General features: G+C 71.8%; 17 protein-coding genes. 9 read left to right on the forward strand and 8 right to left on the reverse strand.

The window, feature by feature from the left end; translation table 11 throughout:
* Positions 1 to 51 precede the first annotated feature (51 nt).
* Both VMF51_RS19715 and VMF51_RS19720 read right to left on the reverse strand, forming a co-directional pair.
* The gene (locus VMF51_RS19715; RefSeq protein ID WP_325476171.1) at positions 52 to 1,347 is read right to left on the reverse strand and encodes an NYN domain-containing protein; all 1,296 of its coding nucleotides are present in this window, start codon (positions 1,345 to 1,347) and stop codon (positions 52 to 54) included.
* A gap of 6 nt (positions 1,348 to 1,353) precedes the next feature.
* Positions 1,354 to 1,614, reverse strand: a complete 261-nt coding sequence (locus VMF51_RS19720; protein WP_325476172.1) for a hypothetical protein — start codon at positions 1,612 to 1,614, stop codon at positions 1,354 to 1,356.
* Positions 1,615 to 1,738: 124 nt separating this feature from the next.
* On the opposite strand from VMF51_RS19720, the gene VMF51_RS19725 reads away from it, so the two are divergent.
* Genes VMF51_RS19725 through VMF51_RS19740 form a run of 4 tightly spaced genes read left to right on the forward strand, consistent with a single transcriptional unit; the run spans position 1,739 to position 5,881 of the window.
* A complete protein-coding gene (locus VMF51_RS19725; RefSeq protein WP_325476173.1) occupies positions 1,739 to 3,520 on the forward strand; it encodes a DEDD exonuclease domain-containing protein in 1,782 nt (593 codons plus the stop codon).
* A 10-nt stretch (positions 3,521 to 3,530) separates the two neighbouring features.
* Positions 3,531 to 3,809, forward strand: a complete 279-nt coding sequence (locus VMF51_RS19730) for an Lrp/AsnC family transcriptional regulator (RefSeq protein WP_090852370.1) — start codon at positions 3,531 to 3,533, stop codon at positions 3,807 to 3,809.
* Between the two features lie 3 nt (positions 3,810 to 3,812).
* Positions 3,813 to 5,225, forward strand: coding sequence for a hypothetical protein (locus VMF51_RS19735; protein WP_325476174.1), 1,413 nt, complete (start codon positions 3,813 to 3,815; stop codon positions 5,223 to 5,225).
* A 35-nt stretch (positions 5,226 to 5,260) separates the two neighbouring features.
* On the forward strand, positions 5,261 to 5,881 hold the full coding sequence (locus tag VMF51_RS19740) for a hypothetical protein (protein ID WP_325476175.1): 621 nt from the start codon (positions 5,261 to 5,263) through the stop codon (positions 5,879 to 5,881).
* Positions 5,882 to 5,899: 18 nt separating this feature from the next.
* Here VMF51_RS19740 and trpD read toward each other — a convergent pair whose 3' ends face one another.
* From trpD to VMF51_RS19755, 3 genes are all read right to left on the reverse strand, one after another.
* A complete protein-coding gene (gene trpD / locus VMF51_RS19745; RefSeq protein ID WP_325476176.1) occupies positions 5,900 to 6,925 on the reverse strand; it encodes an anthranilate phosphoribosyltransferase in 1,026 nt (341 codons plus the stop codon).
* Between the two features lies 1 nt (position 6,926).
* Entirely contained in the window at positions 6,927 to 7,331 is a 405-nt protein-coding gene (locus VMF51_RS19750; protein WP_325476185.1) for a hypothetical protein, read from the reverse strand.
* Between the two features lie 70 nt (positions 7,332 to 7,401).
* Positions 7,402 to 8,355, reverse strand: a complete 954-nt coding sequence (locus VMF51_RS19755; RefSeq protein WP_325476177.1) for a cytochrome c oxidase assembly protein — start codon at positions 8,353 to 8,355, stop codon at positions 7,402 to 7,404.
* A 106-nt stretch (positions 8,356 to 8,461) separates the two neighbouring features.
* Here VMF51_RS19755 and VMF51_RS19760 point away from each other — a divergent pair, with 106 nt between their 5' ends.
* The 5 genes from VMF51_RS19760 (at position 8,462) to VMF51_RS19780 (ending at position 13,937) form a co-directional block, all read left to right on the forward strand.
* Entirely contained in the window at positions 8,462 to 9,067 is a 606-nt protein-coding gene (locus VMF51_RS19760; RefSeq protein WP_325476186.1) for a heme-copper oxidase subunit III, read from the forward strand.
* 30 nt (positions 9,068 to 9,097) lie between these two features.
* Complete coding sequence (locus VMF51_RS19765) at positions 9,098 to 9,973, forward strand: c-type cytochrome (RefSeq protein WP_325476178.1); 876 nt, start codon at positions 9,098 to 9,100, stop codon at positions 9,971 to 9,973.
* Entirely contained in the window at positions 9,970 to 11,031 is a 1,062-nt protein-coding gene (locus VMF51_RS19770) for a ubiquinol-cytochrome c reductase iron-sulfur subunit (protein ID WP_325476179.1), read from the forward strand. The genes VMF51_RS19765 and VMF51_RS19770 overlap by 4 nt, the downstream gene beginning before the upstream one ends.
* The gene (locus tag VMF51_RS19775; RefSeq protein WP_325476180.1) at positions 11,031 to 12,782 is read left to right on the forward strand and encodes a cytochrome bc complex cytochrome b subunit; all 1,752 of its coding nucleotides are present in this window, start codon (positions 11,031 to 11,033) and stop codon (positions 12,780 to 12,782) included. Before VMF51_RS19770 ends, VMF51_RS19775 begins: the two co-directional genes overlap by 1 nt.
* Before the next feature lie 120 nt (positions 12,783 to 12,902).
* Positions 12,903 to 13,937, forward strand: a complete 1,035-nt coding sequence (locus tag VMF51_RS19780) for an LLM class flavin-dependent oxidoreductase (protein ID WP_325476181.1) — start codon at positions 12,903 to 12,905, stop codon at positions 13,935 to 13,937.
* Between the two features lie 12 nt (positions 13,938 to 13,949).
* Here VMF51_RS19780 and VMF51_RS19785 read toward each other — a convergent pair whose 3' ends face one another.
* From VMF51_RS19785 to VMF51_RS19795, 3 genes are all read right to left on the reverse strand, one after another.
* Entirely contained in the window at positions 13,950 to 15,161 is a 1,212-nt protein-coding gene (locus VMF51_RS19785) for a L,D-transpeptidase (protein WP_325476182.1), read from the reverse strand.
* Between the two features lie 118 nt (positions 15,162 to 15,279).
* The gene (locus tag VMF51_RS19790) at positions 15,280 to 15,696 is read right to left on the reverse strand and encodes a cytochrome c oxidase subunit 4 (protein WP_325476183.1); all 417 of its coding nucleotides are present in this window, start codon (positions 15,694 to 15,696) and stop codon (positions 15,280 to 15,282) included.
* On the reverse strand, positions 15,693 to 17,275 hold a 1,583-nt coding region (locus VMF51_RS19795; RefSeq protein WP_325476184.1), incomplete at its 5' end, for a cytochrome c oxidase subunit I. The genes VMF51_RS19790 and VMF51_RS19795, both read right to left, overlap by 4 nt.

Here is a 17,275-nt window from a genome sequence, read left to right on the forward strand (position 1 = left end):
CGGCGCGAGTTCGCGCCGGGTCGGCACCACATTCACGCCGGGTCGGCGGGGTCAGGAGGAGCGGGCGAGGAGGCCGAGGAGGGCCTCGGACGCGACGGCGCGGGCGCCGGCGCGGGCGACGTCGGTGGCGACGGCGCGGTCGCTGGAGACCACGACCACCATCCGGCCCGGGGGCTCGGCGGCGACCAGCTCGCGCAGGACGTCGTCGGCGATGACGCCCTCCGGGCTGAAGAGCACCTTCACCCCGCGCGGCACCCGGACCACCGGGCGGGTCGCGCTGGACGCGGCGTCGAAGACGACCGTGGCCTCCACCCCGGTGCGGGCCACGAGCGGGGCCAGGGCGCCGAGCAGCCGGGTGCGCTGCGCCTCCAGCGAGGACTCCGGCCAGGCGGTCTTGCTGACGTTGTAACCGTCGACGAGCAGCCGGGCGCGGGGCAGGGTGAGGTACTGCTCGAGGACCGTCGGCGTCGCCCCACCCGGTACGGCGGTGGAGCCGGCCGTCGGCGCGCCGGCCTCGGCCAGCTCGCGCTCGATCCGCTCCCCCGGCGCCCCCGACACCGGCGGGAGGGCCAGCTCGCGCTGCAGCCCGGCCGCGGCCTCCAGCACGGTGTCGAGCAGCATCCGCGCCCGCAGGCTGCCCTCGTCGCGCTCCGCGCGGGCGGCGCGGCGCCCGGCACTGACCTCGGCCTCGGCACGCTCGACCTGGCCGCGCAGCCGGCGGATCTCCTTGTCCTGCGCCGCCGACGCCGTCTCGGCCTCGGCACGCCGCTCGTCGGCGCCGCGGGCGACGGTCTCGGCCTGCTCCCGGGCGCTGCGCTCCGCGGCCCGGGCCTCACCCAGCTTGCGGCGCAGGGTCGAGACCTCGGCCTTGTACTCGTCCACCTGGACCTTGTGCGCGGCGCGGACCTCGCGCAGGGTCTGCTCGACCTGCTCGAGCCGCTGGCGCAGCCGGGCCGCCTCCGCCTCGTCCCGCTCCGCGGCGTCGTCCCGCTCGGCGAGCTCGGCGGCGGCCTCCTCGACGACGGCGCCCCAGTCCTCCGGACGGAGCAGCCAGGCCAGGGCGGCACGCCCCGCCGCGTCGTCGTCCCGGTCGGTCGAGGTCCGGGCCGCCACCTGGGTGGCGACCCGCTCGCGGAACTCCTCGTCGGCGAGCGCCGCCGTGATCGCGCCCGCACCGAGCCGCGCCCGGCGTACCGGCGCGAACTCGGCGACCCGGCGCAGCGCCGGCGGCAGCCGGACGACGGCAGGGAGCACGTCCGCCGTGAGCGTGACGACGCGCGACCGGGCGGCCGCCGGCAGCGCGTCCAGCGCTGGGCCGGCGGAGCCGGACGTGGGCCCGGTGGACATGGTGGCCTAGCCGGCCGCCGGGTCGTTGGCGACGACGGCGTCGTTGCGGGAGATGACCTCGATCGCGTCGGCGCGGCCGCACCAGCGGCAGGTCACCGACTCGACGCTCTCGCTCTCGACGGCCGTCTCCTCGACCCGGTGGTCACCGGCGAGGTCGAAGTGCCAGTACTCCGTCGTACGACGGGTGCGGGTGACGTCGAAGCGGGTGAGGTTGCCGCAGCCGGCGCAGCGCCAGCGGTGCGCGGCGTCGGGGATCACGGTGCTCACAGGTGGTTCTCCTCAGGTGGCGTGCTCGCGGGACAGGCTCAACCCTAGTGGCGCGCCCGGGTCACCTGAGCGGCCCGGGCGCGCCGTCCGCGGATTGTCGGTGCCGCGACCTACGTTCGAGCCCATGAGCAGCGCCACCCACGGTGCGCGCTCCCGCTGGGAGTCGCAACGCAGTTTCGACGAGCTGGGCCGTCGGCTGAGCGACGTGACGTTCTGCGTGGTCGACCTCGAGACCACCGGCGGCTCGGCGCAGGGTGGGGCGATGATCACCGAGATCGGCGCGGTGAAGGTCCGGGGCGGCGAGGTGCTCGGCGAGTTCCAGACCCTGGTGGACCCGCACACCGAGATCCCGCCGTTCATCGCCGTGCTCACCGGCATCAGCAACGCGATGGTCGCGGGCGCGCCGTCGATCGACTCGGCGCTGCCGGCGTTCCTGGAGTTCGCCCGGGGATGCGTGCTGGTCGCCCACAACGCCCCGTTCGACGTGGGCTTCCTGCAGCACTTCGCCGCCCAGCAGGGCCGGGCCTGGCCCGCGTTCGAGGTGCTGGACACCGCCCGGCTCGCGCGCCGCGTGATCACCCGCGACGACGCCCCCAACTGCAAGCTCTCCTCGCTGGCCCGCGTCTTCAACGCCTCCACCACCCCCAACCACCGCGCCCTGTCCGACGCCCGCGCGACCGTCGACGTCCTGCACGGCCTGATGGAGCGGCTGGGCGGGCTCGGGGTCCACACGCTCGAGGAGCTGCAGACCTTCTCGGCACGGGTCAGCACCGCTCAGCGCCGCAAGCGCCACCTCGCGGAGGGCCTGCCGCACTCCCCCGGCGTCTACCTCTTCCGCGACGACAGCGAGCGGGTCCTCTACGTCGGCACCTCCCGCGACCTGCGCACCCGCGTCCGCAGCTACTTCACCGCCTCCGAGACCCGCTCCCGGATGGGCGAGATGGTGGGCCTGGCGGCGAAGGTCACCGGCATCGAGTGCGCGACGTCGCTGGAGGCCGAGGTGCGCGAGCTGCGGCTGATCGCCGAGCACAAGCCCCGCTACAACCGCCGCTCGCGCTTCCCCGAGAAGGTCACCTTCATCAAGCTGACCCGCGAGCCGTGGCCCCGGCTCTCGCTGGTCAAGCGCGTCCTCGACGACGACGCCGACTACCTCGGCCCGTTCGGCTCCAAGAAGGCCGCCGAGAAGTGTCTCGCTGCGCTCCACGACACGTTCCCGGTGCGGCAGTGCTCGGAGCGGATGGGCCGGGTCCCCTCGCGCACGCCGTGCGTGCTGGCCGAGCTCGGCCGGTGCCTCTCGCCGTGCGACGGCAGCGTCGACGAGGCGACGTACGCCGCCGTCGTGCGCCAGCTGCGCGAGACCCTGCTCAGTCGCCCCGACGAGGTCGTCGAGGCGATCAACGTCCGGATGGCCGCGCTGGCCGAGGACGAGCGCTTCGAGGAGGCCGGCACCCACCGCGACCGGCTCGCCTCGTTCATCCGGGCCGCCGCCCGCACCCAGCGCCTCTCGGCGCTGACCCGCTGCCCCGAGGTCGTCGCGGCCCGCCGCGAGGACGACGGCTGCTGGGCCGTCCACGTCGTCCGGTTCGGCCGGCTCGCGGCCTCCGGGGTGATCCCCGCGGGCGCGGACGCCCACCAGTTCGTGCGCGAGCTGCGGTCGGCGGCCGAGACCGTCCGAGGCGCCCCCGGGCCGGTGCCGGCGGCGACCGCGGAGGAGACCGAGAAGGTGCTCCGCTGGCTGGAGTCGCCCGGCATCCGCCTGGTCGAGGTCGACGGCGAGTGGGTCTGCCCGGTCGCGGGCGCCACGCGCCATCTCGCCCTGCACGACGCCGTGGCCGAGTCCCGCCGCTCGCTGGTGCCGTTCGCCGACCGCCGCGACCTGGCGCCCGTGCACCAGCCGGCCCGGTAGCGTGCGGAGCATGATCACCGCCATCGTGTTCGTGAAGGCCGACGTCGCCCGCATCCCCGAGGTGGCCGAGGCGATCGCCGCGCTCGACGGCGTCAGCGAGGTCTACTCCGTCACCGGCCAGATCGACCTGATCGCCCTGGTCCGGGTCCGGGAGCACGACGACATCGCGGCGGTCGTCGCCGACCGGCTCAACAAGGTCCCCGGCGTCACCGCCACGGAGACCCACATCGCCTTCCGCGCCTACTCCCGCCACGACCTGGAGTCGGCGTTCTCGCTCGGCCTCGACTGACCGGTGGCGGCGGCTCGGCGGTTCGCCCCGCTGATCCTGCTGCTCGTCGTGCTCGCGGTGCTGACCGTGCGCGCCGCCGAGCCGCTGGACAACCAGGACACCTACTTCCACCTGCGCTTCGGCCATGAGCTGCTCGGCGCCTGGTCCCTGCGCGACCCGGGCAGCGTCAGCTCGTTCGCGACCGCCGAGTGGGTGCCCACCCAGTGGCTGCCCCAGGTCGCGATGGCGACGGTCGAGGACCGGTGGGGACTGCCCGGCGTGGCCTGGCTGAGCGGGCTCGCCTTCGTCGCCCTGGCGCTCACCCTGTACGCCGTCGCCCGCCGCTGGGTCGAGCCGCTCCTCGCCGCGCCGCTGACCGCCCTCGCCCTCATCGCGTCCAGCTCGGGGCTCTCGGCGCGTCCCCAGGTGCTGAGCTACCTCCTCGTCGCGGTGACCGCGGCGGCCTGGCTCTCCGCCGCCCGGTCGGGGCGGACCCCGTGGTGGCTGATCGCCGTCACCTGGCTGTGGGCGTGCTGCCACGGCATGTGGCCGATCGGTCTCGCGATCGGCGGGGTCGCGGTGGTCGCCGCCGTGCTGGCCCCGGAGCGGTCGTGGCCCCGGATCGCCCGCGCGGCCGCGGTCGTCGCCCTCAGCGCGGCGGCCACCCTCGTGACGCCTGTCGGCCCGAAGCTCCTCGGCGCCGTGCTCGCCGTCGACGAGCGGCGCGAGTTCTTCGCGGAGTGGGGCCGCCCCGATCCCACCGACCCGCGGCTGCTGGCCCTGCTCGCGCTGGCCGTCGTCGCCGTCGGCGCGCTGGCCCGGCGCGGACGGGACGGAACGCGCCACCTCCGCGAGGCACGCACCCTGACGAGCCTCGGCCTGCTGGTCCTCGCCGTCGGCGCCGCCGCGGCGTCGGGCCGCACCGCCCCGGTCGCGGCCGCGCTCCTCGTCCCGGTCGCCGCCACCGCCCTGGAGCTCCGCCTCGGCGACCGGCCGGCCTGGACCCGCCCGGAGCGGGTGGTGGTCCTCGGGGGCGCCGCGCTCGCGCTCGCGGTGCTCGCGGCCGTCGTACCCCACACGGCGGACGAGCCGCCCGCGCGCCCCGCCTGGGCGGATCCGGCCCTCGACGCGCTGCCGGACGGCACCCCCGTGCTGAACGACTGGGACCTCGGCGGCTGGCTGATGTGGCGCCACCCCCAGCTCGACCCGGTCATGCACGGGTACGGCGACACGTTCACCATCGAGGAGCTGCGCCGCAACACCGACATCCTCGCCGTACGGCGGGGGTGGCGGACGCTGGTGCGCGAGACCGGGGTGTCGTACGCGCTGGTGCTGCCCTCGTCCCCGCTGGGCCGCGCACTCCTGCACGAGGACTGGCGGGTCGTGCACCGCTCCCCCGACCTCGCCCTGCTCGCGCCGCCGCCCGGCTGGATGTGAGCCCGCGAGCCGGTCCCGCGCCGTAGCCTCAGCGGGTGACCTGGCTCGAAGACCACTGGCTCGACGTCCTGGGGTGGGGCGGCAGCGTCCTGCTGGTGTACTCCCTCATGCAGGCGCGGGTGCTCCGCTTCCGCACGCTCAACCTGATCGGCTGCCTGGTCCTGCTGGTGTTCAACGCGCTGCTCGGCGTCTGGCCGATGGTCGGGATGAACCTCGTGCTCGCCGCGATCAACGTCTGGTTCATCGTCAAGCTGCTCCGCCAGGCCCACGACGCCGCAGCGTTCGAGGTGCTCCAGGTCGGCACCGGCGACGCCTACCTGGCCTACGTGCTGCGCCTGCACCGGGCGGACATCGTGCGCTTCCAGCCGGACTGGGACGGCGTCCGCGAGGACGACCACGCGTTCGTGGTGCAGCGCGGCGACGAGACCGTGGGTGTGGTCGTCGTCCACCCCGACGGCGACGTCGCGCGGGTCCGCCTGGACTACGTCACCCCGAAGTACCGCGACTTCACCCCCGGCGAGTTCGTCTGGCGCCGGTGCGACGCGCTGCGCGACCTCGGCTACCGCCAGGTGCTGACCGCGCCCACCATGGTCGGCGCGTACTACGCCCACGTCGGCTTCCGGCCGCACGGCCCGGAGTACGTCCTCGACCTCTGAGGTCGAGCTCCCAGCGGCTCAGGCCGAGGTGGCCGCCACCCAGCGGTCCAGCAGTGCGGCCGCGGCGCCGGAGTCCACCGCCTCCCGGGCCCGCTCCATCCCGGCAGCGAGCGCGGTGTCGACCGGCTCGCCCGGCGTCCCGTGCACGGCGAGTGCCGCACCCGCGTTGAGCAGCACGGCGTCGCGGACCGGACCGCGCTCCCCCGCCATCACCCGTCGTACGACGTCGGCGTTGTGGACGGCGTCGCCGCCGCGGAGGTCCTCGGTGGTCGCCGGCGCCAGGCCGTACGCCGCCGGGTCGACCGTCGCGGTCGTGACCTGCCCGTCGTGCACGACCCACACCGACGAGGTGGTCGTCGTGGTGAGCTCGTCGAGCCCGTCGTCCCCACGGAAGACCCAGGCGTCGACCCCGCGGTCGGCGTACACCCCGGCCATCACCGGCGCCATCCGCGGGTCGGCGCAGCCGATCGCCTGGGCGGCCGGGCGGGTGGGGTTGGTCAGCGGACCCAGGAAGTTGAACGTGGTGCCGATGCCCAGCTCGCGTCGGGCCACGGCGGCGTGCCGCATCGCGGGGTGGAAGGCGGCGGAGAAGCAGAAGGTGATGCCGGCCTCGGCCGCGACCTCGGCGACCCGGGGGGCCGGCAGGTCGAGCCGGATGCCGAGCTCCTCCAGCACGTCGGCCGATCCCGACTTCGACGACGCCGAGCGGTTGCCGTGCTTGACGACCCGCGCCCCCGCGCCGGCGGCCACGATGGCCGCCATCGTCGAGATGTTGACCGACATCGAGCGGTCGCCACCGGTGCCGACGACGTCGAGCAGCCGGCCCTCGACCGAGATCGGGGTCGCGCGGGCCAGCATGGCGTCCACGAGCCCGCTCACCTCGGCGATGGTCTCGCCCTTGGCGCGCAGCGCGACCGCGAAGCCGGCGACCTGCACGGGCGTCGCCTCGCCGGCGAGCAGCTCACCCATCGCCCACGCCGTCTGGTCGGCGGACAGGTCCTCCCCGGCGACGAGCGCGCCGAGGACCTCAGGCCAGGTCGTCACCTCAGCTGGTGGCGGCGGCGGGGACCCGCGAGCGCAGCAGCGCGATCACGGACTCGGCCAGCTGGATCGGGTCGAGCGGGTGCGGCACGGCGGCCTCGGCCCGCGACCAAGTGGCCAGCCACGCGTCCTGCGGCCGGCCGGTCAGCACGAGCACGGGCGGGCACTGGTAGATCTCGTCCTTGAGCTGCTTGGCGATCCCCATCCCGCCGGCGGGCACGGCCTCGCCGTCGAGGATCGCCAGGTCGATGCGACCGGAGTCCATGTTCTGCAGCACGACCGGCTCGGTCGCGACCTCGACGTACTCCAGCTCGGGCAGATCCGGGTGAGGACGACGCCCCAGGGCCAGGATCACCTGCTGCCGGGTGTTGACGTCGTCGCTGTAGACCAGCACCTGGAGAGGCTTCATCGGCTCGCTCACGTGCGCGATCGTACGACGTCCACGGGTCGCGTGCCCACGGACCTCCGCGAAGCGCCGCTCAGCGCTCGGCGTGGCTGGCGGCCCGCTCCCGGGCCTCCAGGAGGTCGAGACGCCGGTCCTCGCGCTCGGCCTCCTTCATCGAGGAGCGCACCCACTGGAAGAACAGCACCCCAAAGAACGTGAGGCCCACCAGATCGCCGGACGCCCACAGGATCCCGCCCGCCAGGTGCTGGTCGTCGGCGGCGTTCGGGAGCCAGGCGCCCATCGGCCCGTCCCGCAGCGCGAGGTAGTGATCGCCGCCGATCAGCGACTCCTGGCCCATGATCGTGACGCCGAGGAAGGCGTGGAACGGCAGCGTGAGCACCGTCAGCGCCACCCGGAACGGGTAGCCCACCCGCCCGGGGACCGGGTCGACGCCCATCAGCGGCCAGAAGAACAGCGACCCGACGAGCACCAGGTGGATGTGCATCATCTCGTGGACGTACGTCGACGACAGCGACGCGTCGTACCAGCCGGTGAAGTAGAGCGCCCACGGCGAGACGATGTAGAGGGCGAAGGCCAGCGGCGGGAAGGACAGCACCCGGGCCACCGGCGAGTGCAGCGCGGCCAGCAGCCAGCGCCGCGGCGACGCCGGCAGGGTGCGCAGCGCGAGAGTGACCGGCGCACCGAGCGCGAGCGCCATCGGCACGACCATCGAGAGCACCATGTGCTGGACCATGTGCACGCTCAGCAGCGTCGAGTCGTACGCCGCCAGTCCCGACGCCGTCGCGACGTAGAACGAGCCCATCCCGACCACGACGAAGGCGATCGTCCGACCGATCGGCCAGCGGTCGCCGCGGCGCCGCAGCGAGAGCACTCCCCACAGGTAGAGACCCACGGCCCACACCGTCAGCACGAACGGCAGGGGCGCCAGCGACCACTCGGTGAAGAACCCCCCGAAGGACGGCTCGGGGAGGTCGGGAGAGGCCGTGAGCACGGTGGTCAGCGCGGTCGTCACCGCAGGGTTCAGCACTCTGTGAAGTTTAAGACCCCCTCCATCAGGGGGTCGGGGTGGCTACGAGAACCGGTCACGACATAATGACCGCGTGGCGACAGCAACGACCATTCCGGCATCCCGTCTGCACGGGCACCACGACCGACCGAGCATGGTCAGCGTCGGGACAATCATCTGGCTCTCGAGTGAGCTCATGTTCTTCGCGGCGCTCTTCGCGTCGTACTTCACGATCCGGTCGGTCAGCCCCGACCTGTGGGCGCAGAACACCGAGATCCTGAACATCCCGTTCGCCGCGGTGAACACCACGATCCTGGTGCTGTCGTCACTGACGTGCCAGCTCGGCGTCTTCGCCGCCGAGCGCGGTCAGGTGGGCCGCACCGGCTCGGTCTTCCAGGTCAAGGGCTGGGGCCTGCGCGAGTGGTTCATCCTCACCTACGTGATGGGCGCCGTCTTCGTCGCCGGCCAGGCCGTCGAGTACGCCACCCTCGTGCAGGAGGGCGTGACCATCCAGGACTCGGCCTACGGCACGATGTTCTACCTCACCACCGGGTTCCACGGGATCCATGTCACCGGCGGCCTGATCGCGTTCCTGTTCGTCCTCGGACGCACCTACATCGCCCGCCGGTTCACCCACGAGCAGGCGGTCAGCGCGATCGTCGTCTCCTACTACTGGCACTTCGTCGACGTGGTCTGGATCGGGCTCTTCGCCACGATCTACCTCGTCAAGTAGCCCGCCCCGCCGACTCGCAAGGACCAATTCGTGCGTTTCCTCAACCGCTCCGCCGGTCGACTCTCGCGGCATCGCCGCAGCCGCCTCGCCGGGTTGGCGCTGCTCCTCATCGGACTCCTCACCACCGGTGGGATCACCTACGCGGTGATGCCCAGCTCCCAGGCCGAGGACGCGCAGAGCAACGCCGTCCAGGTCGAGGAGGGGCGCAAGCTCTTCCTCCAGGGCTGCTCGTTCTGCCACGGTCAGAACGGCGAGGGCATCGCCACCGTCAACGGTGACAACTACGGCCCCTCGCTGGTGGGCGTCGGCGCCGCCGCCGTGCACTTCCAGGTCGAGACCGGCCGCATGCCGCTGGCCCAGCCCGGCGTCCAGGGCCAGGTCAAGCCGCGGACGTTCTCCGACGAGGAGGTCGAGCAGCTCGCCGCCTTCGTCGCCTCCCTCGGCCCCGGCCCCGCCCGGCCCAACCCGGAGGAGTACTCCGTCGCGGGTCTCACCGAGGAGGAGCGCGAGGCCGCGATCTCCCGCGGTGGCCAGATCTTCCTCACCAACTGCACCGCCTGCCACAACTTCAACGGCAAGGGCGGCGCCATGCCCCAGGGCGGTTTCGCGCCCAACCTCAGCGACACCGAGGCCGTCCACATCTACGAGGCCATGCTCACCGGCCCCGGCCAGATGGACAGCTTCTCGAACGGCAACCTGTCGCCCGAGGAGAAGCGCGACGTCATCGCCTACCTCTACTCCCTGCGTGAGCAGCCCTCGTACGGCGGCTTCACCCTCGGTGGTCTCGGCCCCGTCTCCGAGGGCATGTTCGCCTGGCTGATCGGCATCGGAGGCCTCGTGGGCTTCGCCGTCTGGATCGCGGCCCACACGACGCGCACGACGAAGAAGAAGAAGGTGGAAGCGTGAGCGGCCACGACAACCTCCCCGTCCAGGTGGAGGAGCCGATCGACAACCCGGGCCTGCCCGAGCACCACTGGCGCCCGACCGATGTGGACCCCAAGGCCGAGAAGCGCGCCGAGCGCCAGGTCGCCGCCCTGTTCGGGCTGTCCGCCGTCTGCGCGGTGCTCTTCGTGGTCGCCTACTTCGCTCTCGAGGTCGGCGACAACCACGACACGGTCCTGGGCATGGGCGCCTCGAACGTCGCCCTCGGCGCCAGCCTGGGTGGCGCCCTGCTGCTCATCGGCGTCGGCATCATCCAGTGGGCCCGCAAGCTCATGGCCGACGTGGAGCTCACCGAGCAGCGCCACCCGGCCGCCTCCAGCGACGAGGACCGCGCGCTCACCGTCGCCGCGCTGCAGGCCGGCCTCGAGGAGTCCGGCATCGCCCGTCGGCCCCTGGTCCGCAACTCGCTGCTGGGCGCCGTAGCGATCCTCGGCGCGCCCGCCGTCGTGCTGCTGCGCGACCTCGGCCCCACCAACGCGCAGGTGTCCGACGCCGAGACCGGCGCCGGCCTCGAGCACACCGTGTGGAAGAAGGGCATGCGCGTCGTGCGCGACGTCGTCGGCACGCCGATCCGCCCCTCCGACGTCGAGATCGGCGACCTGTTCAACGCCGAGCCCGCCGCGATCTTCGAGACCGACGAGAACGGCCAGCCGCTCATCGAGGGCGTGCCGCTCCAGGTGGCGAAGTCCAAGGCTGCCGTCGTCCTGATCCGCATGGACCCGGCCGACAACACCCCCGCCCGGGGACGCGAGAACTGGAGCGTCGACGGGATCCTCTGCTACTCCAAGATCTGCACTCACGTCGGCTGCCCGATCTCGCTGAACGAGCGCAAGACCCACCACCTGCTGTGCCCGTGCCACCAGTCGACCTTCGACCTGGCCGACGCGGGACGCGTGATCTTCGGCCCCGCGGCCCGGGCGCTGCCCCAGCTGCCGATCGCGGTCGACTCCGAGGGGTACATCGTCGCCCAGAGCGACTTCACCGAGCCCGTCGGACCAAGCTTCTGGGAGCGTGATTCCTGATGGCCATCGACACCAGCAAGGTCGCGTCGAGCAACAGCTCGGCGGCGACCCCGGCCAAGCCCAGCAAGGCCGGCGCCGTCGCGACCTGGGCCGACGACCGGCTCGGCCTGGCCACGATGGCCAAGAAGAACCTGCGCAAGGTCTTCCCCGACCACTGGTCCTTCATGCTCGGCGAGATCGCGCTGTGGAGCTTCGTCGTCCTGCTGCTCAGCGGTGTCTTCCTCACGCTGTGGTTCACCCCCAGCATGAGCGAGGTCCACTACGAGGGCTCCTACGACCAGCTGCGCGGCATCGCGATGTCGGAGGCCATGGTCTCCACGCTCAACATCTCGTTCGACGTCCGCGGCGGTCTGCTCATGCGGCAGATGCACCACTGGGCGGCGATGCTGTTCATCGCCTCGATGATGATCCACCTGCTCCGGGTGTTCTTCACGGGCGCGCACCGCAAGCCCCGCGAGCTCAACTGGGTGATCGGGTCGCTGCTGCTGCTGCTCGGCACCCTGGAGGGCTTCACCGGCTACTCGCTCCCCGACGACCTGCTCTCGGGCACCGGCGTCCGCGCCGCCGACGGGTTCATGAAGTCGATCCCCGTCGTGGGGACGTACCTCTCGTTCTTCCTCTTCGGCGGCGAGTTCCCCGGCGACGCGATCATCCCCCGGCTCTACATCATCCACGTGCTGCTGATCCCGGGCCTGCTGCTCGCCCTGATCGCGGCCCACATGCTCCTGCTCGTGTACCACAAGCACACCCAGTGGCCTGGTCCCGGCCGCACCGAGCAGAACGTCGTGGGCTTCCCGATGCTGCCGGTGTACGCCGCCAAGGCCGGCGGGTTCTTCTTCATCGTCTTCGGCGTCACCGCGCTCATGGGTGGCCTGATGCAGATCAACCCGGTCTGGATGTACGGACCGTACGACCCGTCCAAGGTGACCGCGGGCTCCCAGCCCGACTGGTACATGGGCTGGCCGGACGGCGCGCTGCGGATCATGCCCGGCTGGGAGACCCACCTGTGGGGCGACTTCACCATCGCCTGGAACGTCTTCCTGCCGATCATCGTGCTCCCCGGCCTGATGTTCACGATCCTGATGCTGCTGCCGTTCCTGGAGTCCTGGATCACCGGCGACAAGCGGGACCACCACCTGCTGCAGCGCCCGCGCAACGCTCCGACGCGCACCGCGCTGATGGTCGCGCTGATGACCTTCTACGGCATCCTCTGGGCCGCCGGCGGCAACGACATCATCGCGATCAAGCTCCACATGTCGATCAACACGATCACGTACTGGCTGCGGTTCCTGGTCTTCGTCGGGCCGGTGATCGCGTTCCTGATCACCCGGCGCTGGTGCATCTCGCTGCAGCGGCACGACAACGAGAAGCTGCTGCACGGCTACGAGACCGGCATCATCATGCGCTCCCCCGAGGGCGGCTACTCGGAGAAGCACCTGCCGATCAGCCCCGCCAGGGCGTACACGCTCACCGCACGGGACCGCGACGAGGTCTACACGGTCGAGGGCGACGTCGACGAGAACGGCATCGCAGCACCGGCCAGCCGCAAGAACGCCCTCCGGGCGCGGCTGTCGACGCTGTGGTTCGGCGACAACGTCCAGAAGCCCACGGCCGAGGAGCTCGAGGAGGCGCACCACCACGCCGAGCACGAGCACGAGCTGCAGGCCTCGCTCGACGGCCACGCCGCCGACGGCCACCAGTTCGACGGCCACCACTCGGTCGACGGCGAGACGCTCCGCGGCGGTCACTGACGCCGTACCGCTCCGTCACGAAGGCCCCGGGACCTCCCGGGGCCTTCGTGCCATTTCGGACCGGAATGCGCCGCGGGGCAGAGTGGTTGAACCGGCAACGACTACCGGAGGACGGCAATCATGAGCACCGGCATCCAGCTCGGCCTCGACACGTTCGGCGACGTCACCGTCGGCCTGGACGGCACTCCCCTCTCGCCCGCACAGGTCGTGCGCAACACCGTCGAGCAGGGCGTGCTCGCCGACCGGGTCGGCGTGGACGCGTTCGGCGTCGGGGAGCACCACCGCGACGACTACGCCGTCTCCGCACCGGACGTCGTGCTGAGCGCGATCGCCGCCCGCACCGAGCGCATCGTGCTGGGCACCGCGGTGACGGTACTGAGCTCCGACGACCCCGTGCGCGTCTACGAGCGCTTCGCCACGCTCGACGCGATCTCGAACGGTCGGGCGGAGGTCACCCTCGGCCGCGGCTCGTTCACCGAGTCGTTCCCGCTCTTCGGCTTCGACCTCGGCGACTACGAGCGGCTCTTCAGCGAGAAGCTCGACCTGTTCGCCGCGCTGCGCTCGGAGGGCGAGGTCACCTGGGAGGGCACGGTGCGCGGCCCGCTGGTCGGCGCCCGCGTGCATCCCCCCACCGAGCGCGGCAGCCTGCCGGCGTGGGTCGGCGTCGGCGGCTCCCCCGAGTCGGTCGTCCGCGCCGCGCGCTACGGCTTCCCGCTGGCGCTCGCGATCATCGGCGGTGAACCGGCCCGCTTCGCGCCGTACACGGACCTCTACCGTCGCGCGCTCGACGAGCTCGGACAGCCGGCGCAGCCGATCCTGGTGCACTCCCCCGGCTTCGTCTTCGACACCGACGAGGAGGCCAAGGAGCTGCTCTTCCCGCACTTCAAGGCCAACCGGGACCGGATCGGCGCCGAGCGCGGCTGGCCGCCGGCCACCCGACTCGACTTCGAGCGGGAGGTCGCGGGCGGATCGCTGTACGTCGGCTCCCCCGAGACCGTCGCGCACAAGATCGCGACGACGGTGCGGACGCTCGGGATCGACCGCTTCGACCTGAAGTACAGCAACGGCCCGATGCCGCACGAGCACCTGATGCGCACGATCGAGCTCTACGGCACCAAGGTGGCCCCGCGGGTGCGCGAGCTGCTGGCCGACTGACGACCGCTCGGGTCAGCTGAGCGCGGAGCCCTGGCGGTACTCGGCGAACGACGCGTTCCAGTCGCCGTACCCGTTGTCGAGGGTCATCGGCCGGTCGGTGCCGACGTACTCGACGACGTCGCCGCGCTTGCTCATGGCGTAGAGCCAGCCGGCGTCCTCGGTGCTCATGCCGGTGCAGCCGTGGCTGACGTTCGCGCGGCCCTGGGATCCCACCGACCAGGGCGCGGCGTGGATGAACTCGCCGGAGTGGGTCAGCCGCATCGCCCAGCGGACGTCGTCGATGTCGTAGGCCTCGGCGCTGCCGGCGGAGATGCCGACGGTCTCGGAGTTCATCCGCCGCTTCTCGGACTTCTCCATGATGACCTTGACGCCCGAGCGGGTCGTGAAGCCGGCCTTGCCCGTGGTGATCGGGAGCTTGCGCAACAGCTTGCCGTTGCTGAAGACCTGCATCTGGTGGGTCTTGGCGTTCACCTTGTAGACGTTCGCGTCGCCGACGTGGAACTCGACACGGCGGCTCTCCTGGCCGTAGATCCCGCCCCCGGCGGGCACCGAGTTGATGTCGACGTCGACCGTGACGTCGGTGCCGGCCTGCCAGTACCGCTTCGGGCGCCAGTGCACCTCGGTGTCGCTGACCCAGCGCCAGCTGCCCCCCTGGACGGGGTTCGAGGTGACCTGGAGGTGCTTCTCGATCGAGGCCCGGTCGGTCACGGGCACGTCGAAGGACACCACGACCGGCATCCCGACCCCGACCGTCTCGCCGGCGAGCGGCGCGACGGAGGCGTAGGTCTGCTGGTCGAGCGAGAGGTCCTGGGTGCTGAACCGGGTGACCCGGCGGACGGCCTGGCCGTCGTCGCCGCTGGCGCGGGCGCGCAGGACGTACGACGCCCCGGGCTCCAGGCGGGCGGACGCGGTCCAGGTCGTCTCGTCCTCGCTCAGCGCACCGGCGACCTCGCCGGCCTCGGAGACCACACTGACCTTGGTGAGTCGAGCGTCCTTCGCGCGCACGGCGAGGATCTGGTCGACCGGCACGTCGGTCGCGCCGTCGCGCACGTTGGCGCCCACGCGTCCGGCCGGTGCGGACGCGGCGGTGGTCTGCGAGGCGCCCGGGGTCTCGTCGTCGCTGCCTCCGGAGAGGGCGTTGCCCGCGTCGCAGGCGGTCAGGGTGGCGGCGAGGACGAGGGCGGTGCCGGTGGCGAGGGCCGTGCGAGCGCGGCTCACGAACATGCAGAACTCCCGGAAGACGTGGCGAGCCGCCGGACGTGGGGTCCGGCGGCTCGTCAAGCGTAACCGCGAGCACCCGCCGGTCGAGAAACCGACGGGTGCTGCGCGCGTCACGTGGGCGTCAGTGCGCGTGCTCCCCGCGGTAGTACTCGAAGATCAGGCCGCACAGGGCGAGCGATCCGAGCACCCCGCCGATGATGACCAGCCACCACGCGGTCATGGCCAGCGCGAACACCATGACGCTGAGCGTCAGGGCGCACCACAGCGGCCACCAGGAGTACGGCGGGAAGAACCCGAGCTCGCCGGCGCCGTCCGCGATCTCGGCCTCCTTGCGGTCCTCCGGACGGGGGTCCATCCGGCGGGCGTGGAAGCCGAGGTAGAGCGTGACCATGGCGGTCAGCAGCGTGGTCATGACCAGCGCCGACGTCCCCGTCCAGTCGCCACCGTGGTCGCTGGCGTCCGTGACGAGCCAGTACGCGGGGGTGACCAGCGCCAGGAAGATGGTGCAGGCCGCGAAGATCCAGGCTTCAGCCTTCATCGGTGCTTGCCCTCCGGGTCGTCGTCCGAGGTCCGCTCGTCGATCAGCTCGGCGCGGCCCTCCATGTCAGGTGCGTCCGCCGGCTCGCCGTCGCGGGCCGCGGTGTTCTCCTCCAGCTCCAGCGCTGCGATCTCCGGGTGGTGGAGGTCGAAGGCCGGCGACTCCGAGCGTATCCGCGGGATCGTCACGAAGTTGTGGCGCGGCGGCGGGCAGCTGGTGGCCCACTCCAGGGAGCGGCCCCAACCCCACGGGTCGTCGACCTCGACCTTCGGCGCCCGGCGGGAGACGTAGACGTTGTAGAAGAACGGCAGCGTCGACGCGCTCAGCAGGAAGGCACCGATGGTGGAGACCTGGTTGAGGGTGGTGAAGCCCTCACCGGGCAGGTAGTCCGCGTAGCGACGCGGCATGCCCTCGACACCCAGCCAGTGCTGGACGAGGAAGGTCGTGTGGAAGCCGACGAACAGCAGCCAGAAGTGCAGCTTGCCGAGGCGCTCGTCGAGCATCCGGCCCGTCATCTTCGGCCACCAGAAGTAGAAGCCGGCGAACATCGCGAACACCACGGTGCCGAAGACGACGTAGTGGAAGTGCGCGACCACGAAGTAGGAGTCGGAGACGTGGAAGTCCAGCGGCGGGCTGGCCAGGATGATGCCGGTCAGACCACCGAAGAGGAAGGTCGTCAGGAAGCCGATCGACCACAGCATCGGGGTGTCGAAGGACAGGGATCCGCCCCACATCGTCCCGATCCAGTTGAAGAACTTCACTCCTGTCGGCACCGCGATCAGGAACGTCATGCCCGAGAAGAAGGGCAGGTCGACCGCTCCGGTCACGAACATGTGGTGCGCCCACACCGCGACCGAGAGGATCGCGATGCCGAGCGTCGCGCCGACCAGGCCGACGTACCCGAAGAGCGGCTTGCGGCTGAACACCGGGAGGATCTCCGTCACGATGCCGAAGAACGGCAGCGCGATGATGTAGACCTCCGGGTGCCCGAAGAACCAGAACAGGTGCTGCCAGAGGATCGGCGAGCCGCCGGTCGCCGCGTCGAAGAAGTGGGTGCCGAAATGGCGTTCGGTGAGCAGCAGCGTGACGGCGGCGGCGATCACCGGCAGCGCGAAGATCAGCAGCACCGAGTAGGTCAGGATCGTCCAGATGAACAGCGGCAGGCGGCCCCAGCTCATGCCGCGGGCGCGCATGTTCGCGATCGTCGCGTAGAAGTTGATCGCGCCGAGCAGGGAGGAGAGGCCGGTGAGGTGGATCAGGTAGATCCAGGCGTCCTCGCCGCCGGTCGGCGAGAAGTGCTGGTTGGCGAGCGGCAGGAAGCTGACCCAGCCCGCTTCCGGCGGGTTCCAGAAGATCGAGGCGTAGAACACGATCCCGCCCGCCAGCAGCAGCCAGTAGGACAGCGCGTTCAGCCGCGGGAACGCCATGTCGCGGGCCCCGATCATCAGCGGCACGAAGTAGTTCGCCAGCCCCGCCATGAAGGGGACGATGAACAGGAAGACCATCGTCGTCCCGTGCATCGTGAAGAGCTGGTTGTAGACAGTCGGAGTGACGAGCGTGTTGTTCGGCGCGCCGAGCT

It is taken from the genome of Nocardioides sp., assembly GCF_035503875.1.
GTDB lineage: Bacteria > Actinomycetota > Actinomycetes > Propionibacteriales > Nocardioidaceae > Nocardioides.